This is a genomic window from Arthrobacter sp. 754, assembly GCF_040548695.1.
In the GTDB taxonomy this organism is placed as follows: domain Bacteria; phylum Actinomycetota; class Actinomycetes; order Actinomycetales; family Micrococcaceae; genus Arthrobacter.
The window spans coordinates 160,757-180,253 of sequence record NZ_JBEPSC010000006.1 but is presented as its reverse complement, the minus strand read 5'-3'; the positions used below and the strand labels follow the sequence as shown (position 1 = coordinate 180,253).

Annotated in this window: 16 protein-coding genes; 8 read left to right on the top strand and 8 right to left on the bottom strand. The window is 61.5% G+C overall.

Annotated elements, in window-relative coordinates:
- Positions 1-1,524: 1,524 nt before the first annotated feature.
- From ABIA70_RS17585 to rpmH, 8 genes are all read right to left on the bottom strand, one after another.
- Positions 1,525-2,793, bottom strand: coding sequence for a ParB/RepB/Spo0J family partition protein (locus tag ABIA70_RS17585; RefSeq protein WP_354148864.1), 1,269 nt, complete (start codon positions 2,791-2,793; stop codon positions 1,525-1,527).
- A gap of 66 nt (positions 2,794-2,859) precedes the next feature.
- On the bottom strand, positions 2,860-3,927 hold the full coding sequence (locus ABIA70_RS17580; protein WP_354148863.1) for a ParA family protein: 1,068 nt from the start codon (positions 3,925-3,927) through the stop codon (positions 2,860-2,862).
- An 87-nt stretch (positions 3,928-4,014) separates the two neighbouring features.
- The gene (gene rsmG / locus ABIA70_RS17575) at positions 4,015-4,665 is read right to left on the bottom strand and encodes a 16S rRNA (guanine(527)-N(7))-methyltransferase RsmG (protein WP_354148862.1); all 651 of its coding nucleotides are present in this window, start codon (positions 4,663-4,665) and stop codon (positions 4,015-4,017) included.
- Positions 4,666-4,686: 21 nt separating this feature from the next.
- The gene (locus ABIA70_RS17570) at positions 4,687-5,250 is read right to left on the bottom strand and encodes a Jag family protein (protein WP_354148861.1); all 564 of its coding nucleotides are present in this window, start codon (positions 5,248-5,250) and stop codon (positions 4,687-4,689) included.
- Positions 5,250-6,224: a membrane protein insertase YidC gene (gene yidC / locus ABIA70_RS17565; RefSeq protein WP_354148860.1), complete on the bottom strand. Its 975-nt coding sequence runs from the start codon at positions 6,222-6,224 to the stop codon at positions 5,250-5,252. Before yidC ends, ABIA70_RS17570 begins: the two co-directional genes overlap by 1 nt.
- Positions 6,225-6,240: 16 nt before the next feature.
- Entirely contained in the window at positions 6,241-6,636 is a 396-nt protein-coding gene (yidD, locus tag ABIA70_RS17560) for a membrane protein insertion efficiency factor YidD (RefSeq protein WP_354148859.1), read from the bottom strand.
- Entirely contained in the window at positions 6,629-6,988 is a 360-nt protein-coding gene (gene rnpA, locus ABIA70_RS17555) for a ribonuclease P protein component (protein WP_502917228.1), read from the bottom strand. The genes yidD and rnpA overlap by 8 nt, the downstream gene beginning before the upstream one ends.
- A gap of 90 nt (positions 6,989-7,078) precedes the next feature.
- Positions 7,079-7,216, bottom strand: coding sequence for a 50S ribosomal protein L34 (rpmH, locus tag ABIA70_RS17550; RefSeq protein WP_003800212.1), 138 nt, complete (start codon positions 7,214-7,216; stop codon positions 7,079-7,081).
- 467 nt (positions 7,217-7,683) lie between these two features.
- Between rpmH and dnaA the strand changes: the two genes are divergently transcribed.
- From dnaA to ABIA70_RS17510, 8 genes are all read left to right on the top strand, one after another.
- Complete coding sequence (dnaA, locus tag ABIA70_RS17545; protein ID WP_354148857.1) at positions 7,684-9,105, top strand: chromosomal replication initiator protein DnaA; 1,422 nt, start codon at positions 7,684-7,686, stop codon at positions 9,103-9,105.
- Positions 9,106-9,640: 535 nt separating this feature from the next.
- A complete protein-coding gene (dnaN, locus tag ABIA70_RS17540; RefSeq protein ID WP_354148856.1) occupies positions 9,641-10,765 on the top strand; it encodes a DNA polymerase III subunit beta in 1,125 nt (374 codons plus the stop codon).
- A 53-nt stretch (positions 10,766-10,818) separates the two neighbouring features.
- Entirely contained in the window at positions 10,819-11,703 is an 885-nt protein-coding gene (gnd, locus tag ABIA70_RS17535; RefSeq protein ID WP_354148855.1) for a phosphogluconate dehydrogenase (NAD(+)-dependent, decarboxylating), read from the top strand.
- A gap of 45 nt (positions 11,704-11,748) precedes the next feature.
- Positions 11,749-12,972 (top strand): DNA replication/repair protein RecF, encoded by a 1,224-nt coding sequence (recF, locus tag ABIA70_RS17530; RefSeq protein WP_354148854.1) that lies wholly within the window; start codon positions 11,749-11,751, stop codon positions 12,970-12,972.
- Positions 12,965-13,525 (top strand): DciA family protein, encoded by a 561-nt coding sequence (locus tag ABIA70_RS17525; RefSeq protein WP_354148853.1) that lies wholly within the window; start codon positions 12,965-12,967, stop codon positions 13,523-13,525. Before recF ends, ABIA70_RS17525 begins: the two co-directional genes overlap by 8 nt.
- A gap of 391 nt (positions 13,526-13,916) precedes the next feature.
- On the top strand, positions 13,917-16,007 hold the full coding sequence (gene gyrB, locus ABIA70_RS17520; protein WP_354148852.1) for a DNA topoisomerase (ATP-hydrolyzing) subunit B: 2,091 nt from the start codon (positions 13,917-13,919) through the stop codon (positions 16,005-16,007).
- A gap of 59 nt (positions 16,008-16,066) precedes the next feature.
- Positions 16,067-18,745: a DNA gyrase subunit A gene (gene gyrA / locus ABIA70_RS17515; RefSeq protein WP_354148851.1), complete on the top strand. Its 2,679-nt coding sequence runs from the start codon at positions 16,067-16,069 to the stop codon at positions 18,743-18,745.
- On the top strand, positions 18,742-19,419 hold the full coding sequence (locus ABIA70_RS17510) for a DUF3566 domain-containing protein (protein ID WP_354148850.1): 678 nt from the start codon (positions 18,742-18,744) through the stop codon (positions 19,417-19,419). The genes gyrA and ABIA70_RS17510 overlap by 4 nt, the downstream gene beginning before the upstream one ends.
- Positions 19,420-19,497: the final 78 nt, after the last annotated feature.

Here is a 19,497-nt window from a genome sequence, read left to right as displayed (position 1 = left end):
CACCTTGAGGCCCCGTCGACCGAACGCGAACTAGCCCGGGGCGGCTCGCGTTGCGCGACGTAACGCCCCTAAAGGACCTATTGGCCCCAGAACAGTGTCCTGCAATTTCTTTAGGCAGGAGGATTCACATCGCCTTTTACACTGCGTACCGCGCCTGCCGGCACCGTCAACTACTGCGTCGGCAAGGCGACCTGCAGGGGGAGTGGGTGGGTACCCCGATGACGCCGCGACTGCAGATCGGGAGTCACTCCGCTGGCCTGCAGGACCCCCTGAGCCCTCGCAGGGCGTCAAAGCGCCGCATCCCGGCTCATTAGCCCGCGCAGCCGCAGGCGGACGCTGAGGAGCGCCAGAAGCTTCACGGAACTGCATGGGCTGGACGTGGGTAGGGGCCCTGGACTGATGAACAGCACGGGAGTGGGCCTTGTCTGTCATGTCTGCCCCGCAAATGCTTATGGACGAGGAACCGGCCAGCCGCCCGTAGAAAGGTTTGATTGGGGTGTCGCGGCAGAACACAGAAGCGACCGATGATCATGTTCGTGATGTAGTCAACGTGACCTGAGCGTCGACTGAGCCCGGGGGACCTCGGCTCCAGGACCGCGCACCGCCGGAGAGGCGACACCGATGCCTTGACGACGCTGCGGGCCGAGTTAGGGGGTCCATGGACCTTGCAACCTGGTTCAACTGCGTAGACGTCACGGTAGTCGCCACTGGCTGTTCTTTGACCAGCATTGGCACTTTTGCTTTCGCCCCGCCACCGACCTGGATAAGTTGATTGGCTCTTCACCCTGTTTTCGGACTTACTGGAACCTGTTTCTGTTGTGCCGTCCCTGGGGCCATCTGTAAGCTTCCGGTCGAACACAGTGTTGGTGCAGCTGCAGGCCGCCGTTCATGTTTCACGTGAAACTACAATCAGCCTGGCATCGGGTGCCGAGGATTAGGAAAAGTCCCGACGCAAGTCAGAAGTTCGGACCCTATAAACCCTCATCGTATTGGGGAAATAGGGAGGGGGGCCCGATCGCGCCGGCAGTCCCTCCGCGGTGACCGAAGACGCCAGGCCTCCATGTTTCACGTGAAACAACGGGGCCATGGGGTTCAAACGGTAACAAGCTCAGCACCTTTGGCATTCGAGGCATTCCAGAGCCGGTCATAGACACCGCGCAAACACGCAAGTGGCTATGAAAAGATTTCGCCTATGATCGCCCGGTGCACGGTACTGCCCCTGCGCCCCGCGCGGACCAAAGACAACTTACTGTGTCAGGCTGCGTATAGCCATCCAAACCTGGTGCTATGAGAAAGACAATATTCAATGCTCGCAGGCTTCGCGCAGCGTCTGCTCACAGCACGCTCCTCATTTGATGAGGAGGACCTAGCTCCACCGAAGCACACCATCCTGCGCGGAAACCCTCCACCTCGCACGTGCACAACAGTCCGGGCACCCCTGGATTGAATCATCCCCGGGTTCAATGCCGGAAAGAAAAAGGGAGGCATGTTTCACGTGAAACATGCCCCCCAACCTCCAGAAAACTAGTTATCGGCGCCTGGCGCCAAAACATCCATAATGCGGTTTAGATCTTCCACGCTGGCAAACTCAATACTCACGCGGCCCTTCCGGACACCCAGCGAGATCTTGACGTTAGTATCCAGACGGTCCGAGAGCGACGAGGCCAAATAATCCAAGCGCTCGTGGCGTGCGCCAGGGCGTGGAATGTTGTTCTTGGCAGGCTTTGAAGGATCCTGGTACAGGGTCACAGCTTCTTCTGTGGCCCGAACCGACATTCCCTCGGCAACGATCTTCTGGGCGAGGCGCTCCATGGCAGCCGCATCCGGCAGAGCGAGGAGCGCACGGGCATGACCGGCCGAAAGGACGCTTGCGGCCACTCGCCGCTGAACCAGCGGTGGGAGCTTGAGCAAGCGGAGCGTGTTGGAGACCTGGGGACGGGAACGGCCAATGCGATCGGCCAACTGCTCGTGGGTGGTCCCGAAATCTTCAAGAAGCTGCTGGTAGGCGGCCGCCTCTTCCAGTGGGTTCAGCTGGCTGCGGTGCAGGTTCTCGAGAAGGGCATCCCGCAGAAGGTCATCATCCGTGGTGTCACGCACGATTGCCGGGATAGTTTCCATGCCCGCGGCCTGTACCGCCCTCCAGCGGCGTTCACCCATAACCAGCTCATAGGGTTCTCCACCCTTTTCGGTTGAGGTACGCACCACAATTGGCTGAAGAACACCGATTTCACGAACGGAGTGAATCAGCTCAGCCATATCGTCTTCGTCGAAGACCGAGCGGGGCTGTTTCCGGTTAGGGTGAATGTCCGACACAGGGATTTCGGCAAAACGCACGCCGGGAACTTCAACAAGGTCCACGCCGTTATCGACGAGCTCATCTGCTTCGTCAACCACGGCGGACGCCTCAGTATCACCGGATTTGACTTCCGGTGCCACAGCCTCCTCCTCGGCGGTGGGTACTGCTGTTCCCTTGGCCGAAGGCTTGGTAAAAGCTGTGGCAGAAGCAGCAGAGGAATTCTTGGCCTCCACCTTTGCGGCCTGCGCCTTTGCGGCCTGCGCCTTTGCGGCCGGCACCTTGGCAGTCGGCTTTACCGCGGCAGCAGCGTCGGTCACCGAACTTGCCTCGCCGCCGTCCTTCACGTCATCCGGAGGGAAGACTTTCTTCCGGCCCTCCGGAAAGAAGAGATCCACTGGGCGCGACACAGCGGCACCGTTGCCCGATGCACTCCCGGCTGGGGAACTTGGAATCAGTGCGCCAAGACCGCGTCCCAAGCCACGTCGCTTCTCGCTCATGGATAAATCCCTCCGATGGAAGAGTCGGCCCCAGCCTGACTCCGGTTGTTGCAGTTCTTGAAGATTTTAGCGCTCAGCAATTTCAGCAGCGGCTTCCAGATAAGACAGGGCTCCACTGGAGGAAGGATCATAGGTCATTACGGTCTGCTGGTAGCTCGGCGCTTCGGATATCCGAACCGAGCGCGGAACCACGGCCCCCAGAACCTGATCCGGGAAGTGTTGACGGACCTCAGCAGCCACCTGGGCAGCCAGGTTGGTCCGGCCGTCGTACATGGTGAGGAGAATGGTTGAAACCACCAGATCCGCATTCAGGTGCTTTTGGATCATCTCGATGTTCTTCAGAAGCTGGCTCAGTCCTTCCAATGCGTAGTACTCGCACTGAATGGGAATGAGCACTTCACCGGCGGCGCAAAAGGCATTGACCGTCAACAAACCAAGGCTCGGCGGGCAATCAATGAAGATGTAGTCCAGGCGTTCCTCGCCGTTCTTCGCCCTGGTCTTGGCGTAGACGTCGATGGCCCTGCGGAGCCGCTGTTCGCGGGCGACGAGCGAGACCAGCTCAATCTCGGCACCGGCCAGGTGGATGGTGGCGGGAGCACAGATCAGATTGCTGATATCAGGGCAGGGAGCCACCACGTCAGCCAAGGGAAAATCGTTAATCAGGACGTCGTAGATGCTGTCCACATCGGCATGGTGTTCCACGCCCAAGGCGGTGGAGGCGTTTCCCTGCGGATCGATGTCGATGACCAGAACGTTCAAGCCGGCGGCTGCAAGGGCTGCGGCGATGTTAACGGTGGTGGTGGTCTTGCCTACGCCACCTTTTTGGTTGGAAACGGTGAAGATGCGTGTCTTCTCCGGCTTGGGCAATTCACGTCCCAGCAGGCGTTCCCGACGTTTCGTTTCGTGTGCCAGTTCGCGCGCGATGGGACTGGAGTCATCCATGGTGTCGATGACGTTGGCTTTACCACCAGCCGTTGTTTCACGTGAAACAGCCGTAAAGGAGGCTGCGTCTGCAACCACCTTTGGGTGATTCGCAGTTCGGACCGGTGCGGAACCCATGCCAGCAACTGATCGTGCTGACCCCAAAGACACAAACGGGGGGATCCGTTGTGTGGAGGCTTCGCTACTGGTCACTGGGACACACTCACTCTCGTTCAGCTTGTTGCTGCCGTTGTCTAGCCTAACCGCTTCGCCCTGCAGACCAAGGTTACCGGGCCCGGACTAGGCAATCTTTCCGGACTTGTTTACGACGATGCGCACCACGGTGGTGGGTTCCTCCAGCAGGTTCTCACCAACTGTTACTACCGAAGTGTGAATGCCCCCAAGCTTGCGGATCACCTTCGCGGCCTTCTCGATTTCCTCACCGGCACTGCGGCCCTTGATGGCAACCACTTCACCTTTGCCGGCGAGCAACGGAATTGTCAGGCCGGCCAGGTTGCTCAGAGCAGAGACGGCACGGGCAGTCACCACATCCGCGTTGACGTGGCCCACCGCAAGTTCGGCCCGGCTTCTCATCACGGTGACATTGGTCAGTCCCAGATCATCCACGACTTCCTGAAGCCAGATGACCCTGCGCTCCAGCGGCTCAATCAGCGTCAGCTCAAGGTCGGGGCGGGCTATGGCCAGGCAAAGTCCTGGAAGCCCCGCACCGCTCCCGACGTCGGCAACGTGGCTGCCATGGGCGATCTCGCTTTCGATGACCGCACAGTTGAGAACGTGCCGGCTCCACAGCCGGGGAATTTCACGGGGCCCAATGAGTCCACGTTCCGTTCCGGACGTGGCCAGGTGCTCGACGTACCGCTTGGCAAGATCCAGCCGGTCCCCAAAGATCTTTTCAGCCGCGAGCAGTTCTGCTGCCGTGATGTCAACCATGATTAGCGAATCAGCAATTCTCTAGTCGGCGGATACGACGATGTGGCGACCGGCACCTTCGCCCTCGGATTCACTGACCAGACCGAGGTCAGCTACGGCGTCGTGCACAATCTTGCGTTCGTAGGCGCTCATTGGCTCCAGTGCGATAGCCTTGCCGGTCTCCTTGACCGAAGCCGCCGCATCTTCGGCGATCTTCTGGAGATGACCGGCGCGCTCCTGGCGGTAGCCGTTAATGTCCAGCACCAGGCGTGAGCGGTTCTCGGTCGCGGACAGCACGGCCAGCCTGGTCAGCTCCTGAAGTGCTTCGAGGACTTCACCGTCTTCGCCGACAAGGTTGTCCAGGCTGTCGGACTCTTCCTCGGCGACAATCGAAATGTAGGTGCGCCCGTTCCTGACTTCGATATCGATGTCGCCATCGATGTCAGCAATGTCCAGGAGTTCCTCAAGGTAATCGGCAGCAACGTCGCCTTCTTCCTCGAGCCGGCTGGCGGCCGAGCCCTTCGGGGAAGCTGCATCACTCACGGATTCGTCGTGATCTTCAGTGATCTCGTCGGAAAGGGCGTGTTCGGTGCTCTCGGCTGACATTACTTCTTCTTCCTGTTCTTACGTTGGGGCTGGACGCGCTGTGCCTTTTGCTCGATGATCGCAGCCGCGGCAGCTGCCTCCGCTTCGGCGTCGGCCTTTTTGCCACCCAGGATGGGCAGGGCGGGCAGGCCCTTGGCGGCACGGCGTTCGGCCAGCGCCTTGGCTGCGGGGGATCCCGGCGTCGGCATGCGGCGGATGACGAAGAACTGCTGTGCCATGGTCCAGAGGTTGGTGGTGGTCCAGTAGATCAGGACACCGATGGGGAAGTTTATGCCACCCACACCGAACACGATGGGCAGGATGTAAAGCATCATTTTCTGCTGGCGCATGAACGGGCTGGCCATGGCTTCTTCAGACATGTTCTTGGCCATGATCTGTTTCTGCGTAATGAACTGCGAAGCCGTCATGGCCAGGATCATCAGGATCGACAGGACATAAACCGCAACTACATTTCCCTCAGGGTTGTGCAGCAGGGTGGCCGAAAGCGGAGCCCCGAAAATGGTGGACTCATCGAACTGGACCACCTGATCGTGGCTCATGGCCCCGATCCCAAGACCCTTGTCTCGGGCGGCACTGATCCCGGACAGGACCTGGAAGAGAGCGAAAAAGAACGGCATCTGGATGAGCATGGGCAAGCAGGCGGAGAACGGGTTGGTTCCGTGCTTCTTGTACATGGCCATCTGTTCCTGCGCCATGGCCTGGCGGGACAGCTGATCGGTCTTGCCCTTGTACTTGTCCTGGAGCTTTTTCAGGTCAGGTTGGAGCAGCTGCATCCCGCGCTGGGCCTTGATCTGCTTGACGAACACCGGGATCAGCGCGGCCCGGATCACCAGCACCAGGCCGATGATGGACAGCGTCCACGTCCAGCCGGACGCTTCCGGCAGGCCGATGGAGCTCAGGCCCTCATGAAAACCCACCATGATGATGGACACAAGCCACTTGAACGGAAACATGATTGTTTCAAAGAAGTCCATACGATATCCCTATTCGTCAGGCCGCAAGGCGGCCTTCTCCATCAGTCTGAGCAGCCAGGTACTTGTCCGGGTTGTTCAGCACAACAATTGTGGGTGTCCGGTCTTCAGGCCATTCGCGGTGGCCGGCGGGGACATGGTCCACACCGCCGGCATTCCAGGGATGGCAGCGTGCCAGGCGGCGGACGGCAAGCCAGCTGCCCTTCACTGCGCCATGGACGGTAACCGCTTCAAGGGCATAGGCCGAGCATGAAGGGAAGAAACGGCAGACCTGGCCGTACAAGGGGGAAATCACCTTGCGATAGGCCGTCAGCAAAAGAATGAGAATGTTTTTGGGCAGGTTCCAGATGAACAGGGCCACAGTCACGGCAACAGGCTTAAGATAGCGGACGACGGCGGCAGTTACCTTACGCACGCTGTGTCCCTTCCTGTGTCGTACCGGTTGAACCGTCTACAGCAGCCTTTGGAAGGCGGCCGCCCAACCGGTTCATGGTTGATTCCAATGCGGCGTTATAGTCCGCCAACAGTTGGTCCCAGCTGGCAGCCGCAGACGCAGGCAGCGCCCGGACCACGATAGCGAACCCTGTGCCGTACTCGCGAAGCGAGGCCGCACCAGCTTCTCTCAGTCTCCTCTTAACGAGGTTCCTGACAACAGCGTTCCCGACACCTTTGGAAACTATGAACCCGATCCGGCTGGGTTCGTCGGCAGCAATAGCTGCCGCATATAACACTACGTTCCGGCGTCCATTGCGGACGCCGGAACGCACAGTTGTTGAAAATTCGGTTGAAGTCCTTAGACGGTTACGGGTGGCCAGCACCTTAAACTCGCAAAGACATGTCTACCGACGAGTCAGAATCTAGGCCGACAGTTCGGTGCGGCCCTTGCCACGACGGGCTGCCAGGATGGCACGGCCGGCACGGGTACGCATACGAAGGCGGAAGCCGTGCTTCTTGGCTCGACGGCGGTTATTCGGCTGAAAAGTCCGCTTGCTCACGTTAGTTACTCCAGTGGATCAAAGGTGCGCCCACCCGATCAGTAAAAGGGGAAGAACTGGCCGACGCTAAGTTTTGTATATGCACGCTTCCCCCACTGCTCAAACGCGGGGCGCTTGAGAGATTCAGATGAGGCAGAAAAGCGGACACAAAGGACTTCACAACGTTAGGGCAAAATGCACCGTTGAGTCAAACCGGGATGCCCTCCCGGTCCCGCCCCTGCTGTGGTTAACCCGGGCCCGCAGCCTGTGGATGAAGTGGCTCACAGGGCCCGTTTCAGAACCACAACCATGTAATTATCCACAAGCTACTTCCCAGCTATCTTCTGGCGTTTTGATCCCCTAGAGTGGCTCAGTAGCCGATTATCCACGGACTGTGCATAACCCTGTGGATGAAGCTGGACCAGCATCCTGGTTCGGGACTTGGGGCTGCACGTAATGCAGGCACGCAAGTTTTGAGGAACTGATTGATGACAGTAGACGAAGCCAACCACGCCAATACTGTCGGAAGTTCCTGGCGCCGCGTGGTGAACCTTCTCGAGCAGGACGACCGCGTTTCACCGCGGCAGCGCGGCTTCGTCATCCTGGCCCAGGCCCAGGGCCTGATCGGTTCCACCCTCCTGGTCGCCGTCCCCAATGAGCTGACCCGCGAAGTGCTCCAGACCCAGGTCAAGGATGCGCTGGACGACGCACTCCACAACGTCTTCTCCGAAGACATCCGCTGCGCAATTGATGTGGACACCGATCTGGTTCCCATCTACCAAGAGCCGGAACCCGTCGTCGTACCTGCCTATTCACCTGACCAGTTGATCGAACAGAAGCCGCAGCCCATGCTGCCCAGCACTTCGCACGAGTTCGGCCGGCTGAATCCCAAGTATGTTTTTGACACCTTCGTGATTGGCTCGTCCAACCGTTTCGCGCATGCTGCGGCCGTTGCGGTGGCCGAGGCACCTGCCAAGGCCTACAACCCGCTGTTCATCTATGGTGATTCAGGCTTGGGCAAGACCCACCTCCTGCATGCGATCGGTCATTACGCCCGCCGGCTCTACAGCGGAATCCGGGTCCGCTACGTGAATTCCGAAGAGTTCACCAACGACTTCATCAACTCCATCCGCGACGACGAAGGCGCCAGTTTCAAGACCACGTACCGCAACGTGGACGTGCTGCTCATTGACGACATCCAGTTCCTGGCCGGCAAGGACCGGACGCTGGAGGAGTTCTTCCACACCTTCAACTCGCTGCACAACAACAACAAGCAGGTGGTCATCACCTCGGATCTGCCACCCAAGCAGCTGGCAGGGTTCGAGGACCGGATGAAGTCACGGTTCGAGTGGGGCCTTCTCACTGATATCCAGCCGCCGGAACTTGAAACACGGATCGCCATCCTCCGCAAAAAGGCCCTCAGTGAAGGCCTGTCCGCACCCGATGATGCCCTCGAATACATCGCGTCCAAGATCTCAAGCAACATCCGGGAACTCGAAGGTGCGCTGATCCGCGTCACGGCGTTCGCCAGCCTGAACCGCCAGACTGTCGATGTGGCGCTGGCGGAGATGGTGCTCAAGGACCTCATCACCGACGACGGTGCACAGGAGATCACCTCCAGCCAGATCCTCACGCAGACCGCTGACTACTTCAAGCTCAGCATGGAGGAACTCTGCAGTAAGTCACGCACCCGGACCCTGGTGACCGCCCGCCAGATTGCGATGTACCTCTGCCGTGAACTCACGGACATGTCCCTGCCGAAGATCGGCCAGGAACTGGGCGGCCGGGACCACACCACCGTGATCCACGCCGACCGCAAGATCCGTGAGCTGATGGCAGAGCGGCGTGTGATCTACAACCAGGTCACCGAGCTCACGAACAGGATCAAACAGCAGCAGCGCGACTCCTGACCCCCGCTCTCCTACCTTATTAACAGGTGCATGTGGATAAGCCTGTGGACAGTTAAGGGGACAACCGCGCTTAATGGGCTTAAAACCCTTAAGGCAGCTGTGGACCGGCCGAAAGCCAAAAAATGTTATCCCCATCCACAGCCTGTTTAAAACTCCCTCACCCACAGTCCATGAACAGGGCTTAACCGCCGGATCCTGCGGCCGGATCGAGTTATCCACAGTTTCCACAGCAGTTATTAACACTACTAATCCCAAGAAATTGATTTCCCTCAAATAACAATCTCGATCCGCACACCAAGCAGGCCAGGTCCGGAACACCGGACAAGAGCCAACGGACCCCAGGGACGCCGGCCGGGGATGGGTTAATCCCCGATCTTCCGGCTAAGCTGTCAGCAGCGCTCCCATCCTCGGGTTTCTTTGTGGTTCGGTAACCGACGGACCATGCAGGTTCCGGTATTGGGCGCGACACATTTGGACTCCCCGACGGAGTTCCCGGCATCTCTATGGCAGCAGTAATGAAAGGCGGCACCCTTCCGTGAAGTTCAGAGTCGAACGGGACGTCCTGGCAGAAGCCGTCACCTGGACAGCCCGGTCGTTGTCTCCGCGGCCGCCGGTTCCCGTACTGTCCGGTCTGCTCCTGAAGGCTGAAGCAGGAACGGTCAGCCTCTCGAGCTTCGATTACGAGACCTCGGCACGGCTGGAAATCGCCGCAGATATCACCACCGAAGGCACCATCCTTGTCTCCGGCCGCCTCCTCGCAGACATCTGCCGGAGCCTGCCGTCAGCGCCTGTTGAGGTGGAAACCGACGGCAATAAAGTCACCCTGACCTGCCGCCGCAGCAGCTTCCACCTGGCCACCATGCCCGAGGCCGAATACCCGCCCCTGCCAGCGCTGCCGGCCATCAGCGGCACCGTCCCGGGTGACGCTTTCGCCCAGGCCGTGTCCCAGGTGATCATCGCAGCCAGCAAGGATGACACCCTGCCCATCCTCACCGGCGTGCGGATGGAGATCGAGGACGACCTCATCACGCTGCTTGCCACGGACCGCTACCGGCTGGCCATGCGCGAAGTGCCGTGGAAGCCGGTCACACCCGGCATCTCCACCAGCGCCCTGGTCAAGGCAAAAACCCTCAACGAGGTAGCCAAGACTCTCGGCAACAGCGGCGACATCAACCTTGCCCTGGCGAATGACGACAGCCGTCTCATCGGTTTCGAAAGCGGCGGACGCACCACCACGTCGCTTCTTGTGGACGGGGACTACCCCAAAATCCGTTCGCTGTTCCCGGATTCGACTCCCATCCACGCCACCGTGCAGACCCAGGAACTGGTGGAGGCTGTACGCCGTGTTTCCCTCGTGGCAGAACGGAATACGCCGGTCCGCCTGGCCTTCACCGATGGCCTGCTGCACCTGGACGCCGGCACCGGAGAGGACGCCCAGGCTTCTGAAGAACTCGAAGCCCAGCTCTTCGGCGACGACATCACGGTTGCCTTCAACCCCCATTACCTTGTTGAGGGCCTCAGCGTTATCGAAACCAAGTTCGTCAGGTTCTCCTTCACCACGGCGCCGAAACCGGCGATGATCACAGCCCAGGCGGACGCCGACGGCGAAGACCAGGACGACTACCGTTACCTGGTCATGCCCGTCAGGCTTCCCAACTAGTCCCCACAGATCCAAGCCCCCCGCCCAAACCCAGCTCAGAAAAGAGTCCCACCGTGCATATCGGACTGATCGGCCTTGGAAAAATGGGTTTCAACATGCGCGAACGCCTGCGCAAGGGTGGCATTGAGGTCACGGGTTTCGACCGCAATCCCGAGATCACCGATGTTGCCTCGGTGGAGGAACTCATTGCCGCCGTCCCGGCACCGCGGCTGATCTGGGTGATGGTTCCGTCAGGCGAAATCACCGACGCCGTCATCACCGAACTTGGCAACAAGCTCGACGCCGGTGATCTGGTGATCGACGGCGGGAATTCCCGTTTCACCGAGGACCAGAAGCATGGCGCCTCGCTGGCGGAAAAGGGAATCCGGTTCGCGGATTGCGGCGTATCCGGCGGTGTGTGGGGCCTGCAGAACGGCTACGGACTGATGGCCGGCGGCGACGCCGATGATATCGAGCGCGCACTGCCCGTCTTCGATGCCCTTCGGCCGGAAGGAGACCGCGCCGACAGCTTCGTCCACGTCGGCGGAATCGGTGCCGGACACTACGCGAAAATGGTCCACAACGGGATCGAATACGGCCTGATGCAGGCATACGCCGAGGGCTATCAGCTCCTTGCTTCCAAGGACATCATTAACGACCTTCCCGGTACGTTCCGCGCCTGGCAAAAGGGCACCGTGGTCAGGTCCTGGCTGCTGGACCTCGCGGTTAAGGCGCTCGACGAGGATCCCGGACTGCAGAACATCGATGACTACGTCGAGGATTCAGGTGAAGGCCGATGGACCGTCGAAGAAGCCATTGCCAACGCGATTCCGGCACCTGCCATCACGGCCGCACTGTTTGCGCGTTTCGAATCCCGTGAGGACAGTTCCCCCGCCATGAAAATGGTCTCTGCACTGCGCCACCAGTTCGGCGGGCATGCCACCCGTCCCGCCAAGTAGCAACCACCCCGGAACCGGCTTGGTTCCGAGAATTTTGAAGACCGCGTGTACCTAGAACACCTTTCGCTGACCGACTTCCGCAGTTACGCCCAGGTTGATCTTGCCCTCGAACCCGGCGTCACGGTTCTGGTGGGCTCGAACGGTATAGGCAAGACAAACCTCATGGAAGCCATCGGCTACCTGGCAACACTCAGCTCGCACCGGGTCAGCTCCGATGCTCCGCTGCTTCGCTTCGGGACCGACCGGGCGCTGGTCCGGGCACGGATTGTCCGCGGCGGACAGACCACCGTCCTGGAACTTGAAATCAACGCGAGCCGGGCAAACCGCGGGCGCATCAACCGCAGCAACCCGGTGCGGGCCAGGGACCTGCTGGGGATCTGCCAGACAGTGCTTTTTGCGCCGGAGGATCTTGCCCTGGTCAAGGGTGACCCCGCAAACCGGCGGCGGTTCCTCGATGAGCTGCTGGTAAGCCTCATTCCCCGGCACTCGGCTACGCGCAGCGACTATGACCGCGTGCTGAAACAGCGCAATGCCCTCCTCAAATCCGCGCGGGCCGGCAAATTCACGGCGGCGCACGAAGCGACCCTGGATGTCTGGGACCAGCACATGGCCAAGGCCGGCGCCGAGCTCGTATATGCCCGGCTGGAACTCGTGGAACGGCTGCGCCCGCACCTGGCCAAGGCCTATGCCCAGCTCACCGACGGATCCAAGGAAGCCGGCGCTGTTTACCGGTCCACCCTCCAGAACCTGATGGACGACGACGGCGCGTCACCTTTGGGTAACTCCGGCGGCAGCGCCGTTGCGGTTGGCTCCGCCGCTGCCGTGGAGGGCGGCGGAGCTGAGGACCTCCGCTTCCTCTCCATCGAAGAACTCACCGAGCGCTACGTCCAGGCATTCCGGGCATCACGCCGTAAGGAACTCGAGCGAGGAATCTCCCTGGTGGGGCCGCACCGCGATGATCTGGAACTCGTCCTTGGCGAAGCGCCCGCCAAGGGGTACGCCTCCCACGGTGAAACCTGGTCGATGTGCCTTTCGCTTCGGCTGGCCTCCTATTACGTCATGCTGGACGATGCCAGGACCGGCGGGTCCGCGCCAATTCTGATTCTCGACGACGTTTTTGCCGAGCTCGATGTGCAGCGGCGGCGTAAACTGGCGGCAATAGTCTCCGGCGCGGAACAGGTCCTGGTGACCGCCGCCGTCGACGCCGATATTCCGGTGGAACTGTCCGGCCGGCGGGTGAAGGTCATTCCGGGAGGAATCGATGAGTAGGGACGAGAAAAACGGCGGGCTGCAGCCCGGCCGCGATCCCGACAACATCGACGCGCCCCAGGCGGCGCTGAACCGGATGCGGGAAGCCGCCGCGGCACGAGGGGAAATCCGCCGGAAAGCACCTCCTCCCGGCGGTGCAGCGAAGACAAAACGCGGAATCCGGGATACCCGCGGATTCAGCCAGTTCCACTCCACCGGCAGGGACCCCCTTGGCCTGGGCAAAGTTGTGGGGCGCCTGGTGGCCGAACGCGGCTGGACATCACCGGTGGCGGTGGGATCCGTCATGGCCGAATGGGCAACCCTGGTTGGCCCCGAAATCTCTGCGCACTGCACCCCGGAAAGCTTTGCGGACACCACTCTGCACGTTCGCTGCGATTCGACGGCCTGGGCCACCCAGCTGCGGCTGCTGAGCATCAGCCTGCTCGAAAAATTCCGGACCGAACTTGGCGACGGCGTGGTTAGCAGCATCCAGGTGCTCGGGCCCTCTGCGCCCAGTTGGCGCAAGGGCGGCCGCACCGTCAACGGCCGGGGACCCCGTGATACCTATGGTTAGCGGCCGCACCTGCCACGGCAGCCGCCGTCGAACCTTGAATATTCGTCCGACGGCGTGTAGGGCGGTCCAGCGCCCCCGGGGCGTATAGGCACCCGACCGCCGCATCGCAAGGGCGCCCAAGGCGGGATCAATGGCCACTCACGGGCAAAGACGGGTGCGACGACCCTTCCGGAATGCGGGTTTGCGGTCCATTTCACGGTAGAATCACAGAAGATAACTGGGCGCCGGTGAAACGTTGACTGAGTCCGTTTTCCGTATGCCCTCCGCAGGCGGACTTCGGTTCTGCAGGTCGACCTACTCTTCAGTGCCATCAGCTTGTGCCTGTTGGCGAGCCCTTTCCCTCGGAAAGAACCCGCCGGCCATCATCGAAAAAGAGGAGTCGACAGCACCTGTGGCTAACGACATGACAGAAACCCAGGCAGTAGATCTCGCAGCGGAGGACGTCCCCACCCCGAATAAGCCGGCGGAGACCGTGACGCCGAGGGAATACGGCGCCAGCGACATCACTGTCCTTGAAGGCCTCGAAGCTGTCCGGAAACGTCCGGGCATGTATATCGGTTCCACAGGGCCCCGCGGCCTGCACCACCTGGTCTACGAAGTGGTGGATAACTCGGTCGATGAGGCCCTGGCCGGCTACTGCACGCACATCGAAGTTGTCCTGCAGGCCGACGGCGGGGTCAAGGTCGTTGATGACGGGCGTGGTATCCCCGTGGACATGCACCCGACAGAGCACAAGCCCACCGTTGAGGTGGTCATGACCATCCTGCACGCGGGCGGCAAGTTCGGCGGCGGCGGTTATGCAGTTTCCGGCGGCCTCCACGGTGTCGGAATTTCCGTGGTTAACGCACTCTCCAGCCGGGTGGACACGGAAGTTCGGCGCCAGGGATACGTCTGGCGGATGTCCTTCGCCGACGGCGGAAAGCCTCAGGGCGGCCTGGTCAAGGGCGAAGCCACAGACACCACCGGAACCACCCAGACGTTCTATCCCGACGCAGGCATCTTCGAGTCAACGGATTTCGATTTCGAGACCCTCCGCGCCCGGTTCCAGCAGATGGCGTTCCTTAACAAGGGCCTGCGCATCACGCTCACCGACGAGCGGGCACCGGCTGCGGGTGCCGACGCCGACGAGGACCTCGACCTCGACGCAGTGGTTACCGAAGGTGAAGTAAGCGCTGAGCACCGCACCGTGGTGTACCAGTACGACGACGGCCTGCTGGACTATGTGAAGCACCTGAACTCGGGCAAGAAGGTGGATGTGGTCCACGAGGACGTCATCTCGTTCGAAACCGAGGATACGGAACGGCACATCGCCCTGGAAATGGCCATGCAGTGGACGAATGCCTACTCCGAAAGCGTCCACACCTACGCCAACACCATTAACACCCACGAGGGCGGAACCCACGAAGAGGGCTTCCGCGCCGCCATGACGTCGCTCATCAACCGCTACGCGCGGGAGAAGGGCATCATCAAGGAAAAGGATGACAACCTCACCGGGGATGACATCCGGGAAGGCCTGACCGCGGTCATTTCGGTCAAGCTCGCCGAGCCGCAGTTCGAAGGCCAGACCAAAACGAAGCTGGGCAACTCCGAGGTCAAGGGCTTCGTCCAGAGGGTGGTCACGGACGGCCTGGGCGATTGGCTCGAGCGGAACCCCGGGCCTGCCCGCGACGTCATCCGCAAGGCCATCTCCGCTGCCCAGGCCCGGATGGCTGCCCGGAAGGCCCGCGACAACGCCCGGCGCAAGAGTCCCCTGGAGTCTTTCGGGATGCCAGGCAAGTTGTCCGACTGCTCCTCGAAGGACCCCGCACGCTGCGAGGTCTACATCGTGGAGGGTGACTCCGCCGGCGGTTCGGCCAAGCGCGGGCGCAACCCCGAAACCCAGGCCATCCTCCCGCTGCGCGGCAAGATCCTGAACGTTGAACGGGCACGCCTCGACAAGGCCCTGGGCAACGCCGAGGTGCAGTCCATGATCACGGCCTTCGGCACCGGCATCGGTGAGGACTTCGACCTCAGCAAGCTCCGCTACCACAAGATTGTGCTCATGGCTGATGCCGATGTTGACGGCCAGCACATCACCACGCTGCTGATGACGCTCCTTTTCCGCTATATGCGCCCGCTGATCGAAAACGGTTTTGTGTACCTGGCCCAGCCCCCGCTGTACCGGATCAAGTGGTCCAACGCCCCGCACGACTACGTCTTCAGCGACAAACAGCGCGATGCCAAGCTTGTGTCCGGGCAGGCTGCCGGCCGCCGTATCCCGAAGGACAACGGCATCCAGCGCTACAAGGGCCTGGGCGAGATGGACTATACCGAGCTCTGGGACACCACGATGGACCCCGACCACCGGACCCTGCTGCAGGTCACCATGGACGACGCCCTGGCAGCAGACCAGATTTTCTCCACGCTGATGGGTGAAGACGTGGAATCGCGCCGCAACTTCATCCAGCAGAACGCCAAGGACGTCAGGTTCCTGGATATCTAGCCGGTACACCCGACTGATATTCCATAACCGACATATACCTGAAACGGAAAATATAAACGATGAGTGACGAGACACCCGAGAACCCGGCGGAATCCGCCGATCTTCCGGAAGACGTGCTTGAAGGCGATGTGCTGATCGACCGCGTGGAACAGGTGGACCTGCAGACTGAAATGCAGCGCTCCTACCTGGATTACGCCATGGCCGTCATTGTGGGCCGCGCCCTGCCGGACGTGCGCGACGGCCTGAAGCCCGTGCACCGGCGCGTGCTGTACGCGATGTTCGATGGCGGCTACCGCCCGGACCGCTCCTTCAACAAGTGTGCCCGCGTGGTGGGTGAGGTCATGGGCCAGTACCACCCCCACGGCGACACCGCGATCTACGATGCCCTGGTACGCCTGATCCAGGACTGGACCATGCGCTACCCGCTGGCGCTTGGCCAAGGCAACTTCGGTTCACCCGGCAACGACGGCGCGGCCGCACCGCGGTACACCGAAACCAAAATGGCCCAGCTGGCCATGGAGATGGTCCGGGACATCGACGAGGAAACCGTCGACTTCCAGGACAACTATGACGGCAAGAACCAGGAGCCCACCATCCTGCCGGCACGGTTCCCCAACCTGCTGGTCAACGGCTCCTCCGGCATCGCCGTGGGCATGGCCACCAATATTCCGCCGCACAACCTGCGCGAAGTCGCGGACGGCGTTCAGTGGTACCTGGCGAATCCGACCGCCACCCGCGAAGAGCTCCTCGAAGAGCTGCTGCTGCGCGTCAAGGGCCCGGATTTCCCCACCGGAGCAACCATCCTGGGCCACAGGGGCATTGAGGACGCGTACCGGACGGGGCGCGGCTCGGTCACCATGCGCGCTGTGGTCAACGTCGAGGAACTCCAGGGCCGCACCTGCCTGGTTGTCACTGAACTGCCCTACCAGGCCAACCCGGACAACCTGGCCATCAAGATCGCCGAACTGGTCAAGGACGGAAAGATCTCGGGCATTGCGGACCTCCGCGACGAGACCTCAGGCCGTACCGGCCAGCGCCTGGTCATTGTGCTCAAGCGCGACGCCGTTGCCAAGGTGGTGCTGAACAACCTCTACAAGCACACCGAACTGCAGAGCAACTTCTCCGCCAACATGCTGGCAATCGTGGACGGCGTGCCGCGAACCCTGAGCCTGGATGCCTTCATCCGCCACTGGGTAACCCACCAGATGGATGTCATTGCGCGGCGGACCCGGTACCGCCTGCGCAAGGCCGAAGAAGAAGCGCACATCCTGCGTGCGCTCCTGAAGGCCCTGGACGCGCTGGATGAAGTCATTGCGCTCATCCGCGCCTCCAACACCACCGAAGCCGCGCGCGACGGCCTGATGGAACTGCTGGACATTGACGAACTGCAGGCCCGCGCCATCCTGGACATGCAGCTGCGCCGCCTGGCAGCCCTGGAACGCCAGAAAATCCAGGACCGTCACGCTGAACTCGAAGCACTGATCGCTGAGTACACGTCCATCCTGGGATCGGAACAGCGCCAGCGGGAAATCATCAGCACCGAGCTCGGCGAGATTGTGGCCAAGCACGGCGACGACCGTCGGACAAAGATCCTGATGGGCTTCGACGGCGACATGTCCATGGAGGACCTGATTCCCGAAGAGGAAATGGTGGTCACCATCACCCGCGGCGGCTACGTCAAGCGCACGCGCAGTGACAACTACCGCTCGCAGCAGCGCGGCGGCAAGGGCATCAAGGGTGCCCAGCTCCGCGGGGACGATGTCGTGGAGCACTTCTTTGTGACCACCACGCACCACTGGCTGCTGTTCTTCACCAACCTGGGCCGCGTCTACCGAGCCAAAGCCTACGAGCTGGTGGAAGCCGGCCGTGATGCCAAGGGCCAACACGTTGCCAACCTGATGGCCTTCCAGCCGGACGAGCACATCGCCCAGGTCCTGGACCTGCGGGACTACCAGCAGTCACCGTACCTGGTGCTTGCCACCAAGCGCGGCCTGGTCAAAAAGACCCGGTTGGAGGACTACGACACCAACCGTTCCGCCGGCGTCATTGCGATTAACCTGCGGGACGGAGACGAGCTGGTCTCCGCGCAACTGGTCTCCGAAACGGACGATCTGATGCTGGTGTCCCGGATGGGACAGTCGATCCGTTTCACAGCCACGGACGATGCCCTGCGGCCCATGGGCCGCGCGACGTCTGGTGTCACCGGAATGAAGTTCCGCGAGGATGATGAACTGCTGGCGGCCGACGTCGTCACTGACGGCTCGTTCGTCTTCGTCGTCACTGAGGGTGGCTACGCCAAACGGACGGCTGTGGAGGAATACCGCCTGCAGGGCCGTGGCGGTCTGGGCATCAAAGTGGGCAAGTACCAGGAGGAACGTGGCCACCTGGTCGGCGCCCTGATTGTTCAGGAGGAAGATGAGGTCCTGGTGGTCATGGAGGGCGGCAAGGTAGTCCGGTCATCCGTGGCGGGCGTCCCCGCCAAGGGCCGTGACACGATGGGTGTCATCTTCGCCAAGCCGGACAAAAACGACCGCATCATTGAAGTCGCCCGCAACAGCGAACGCGGCCTTGAGGGCGATGAATCAGCGGACGATGACGTAACGTTGGCTGAAGAGGCCGGGTCCCCCGAGGGATCCGCAGGGTCAGCATCAGTGGCAGAAACATCACCGGCTGTTGAGTCAGAGGATGCCTCCGGCGACGCTGAGCCGAACGAAGACTACACCGGAGGTAACGAGTGAGTAATCCCGACTCATATCCCAAGCCGAACAACAATGTCCCCGCCGGCGCCCCGCAGCCCGCGGCGGCACCCCGGGTGAATGCGCCCGTCCGGCCGCAGCAGCGGCCGGCGGCACCGGCTGCTGCGCCTGGCCAACGGGCGGCTGCCCCGGGCCAGCGCCCCGCCACTCCCGGCCAGCGCCCGGCACAGGGACCGGCGCAGGGACCGGCCGGCCAGCGCCCCGCACAACAAGGCAGGCCCCCGCAGGGCCAGCCCGGCCAGCGGCCCGCCCAAGGCCAGCCTGGACTGGTCAAGCCCGCCCCCAAGGCCAAGGTCAGGCGTGCACGCCTGCTGGTCAGCAAGGTGGACCCCTGGTCCGTGCTGAAGATGGCATTCCTGCTGTCCGTGGCGTTGGGAATCGTCACCGTGGTCGCTGCCATCGTGCTGTGGACCGTCCTGGACCTCACGGGCATCTTTGATCAGGTGGACAGCCTCCTGGGTACCCTTGCAGGTTCTGAAGGCGGCGGGTTCGAACTGAAGAAGGTCGCATCACTGGGTCAGGTGGCTTCGTTTGCCACGATCATTGCCGTTGTGAACGTTGTCCTGCTGACGGCCCTGTCCATGCTGTCCGCGGTGCTTTACAACATTTCAGCCACCCTCGTGGGCGGCATCGGCGTCACCCTGACGGACGACTGAACCCGCAATTTCCGGGAGTTTTACCCGGGGAATGCCTCGATTTGAGATCGGGCCGGGATGTGCTGTACAGTCATATCT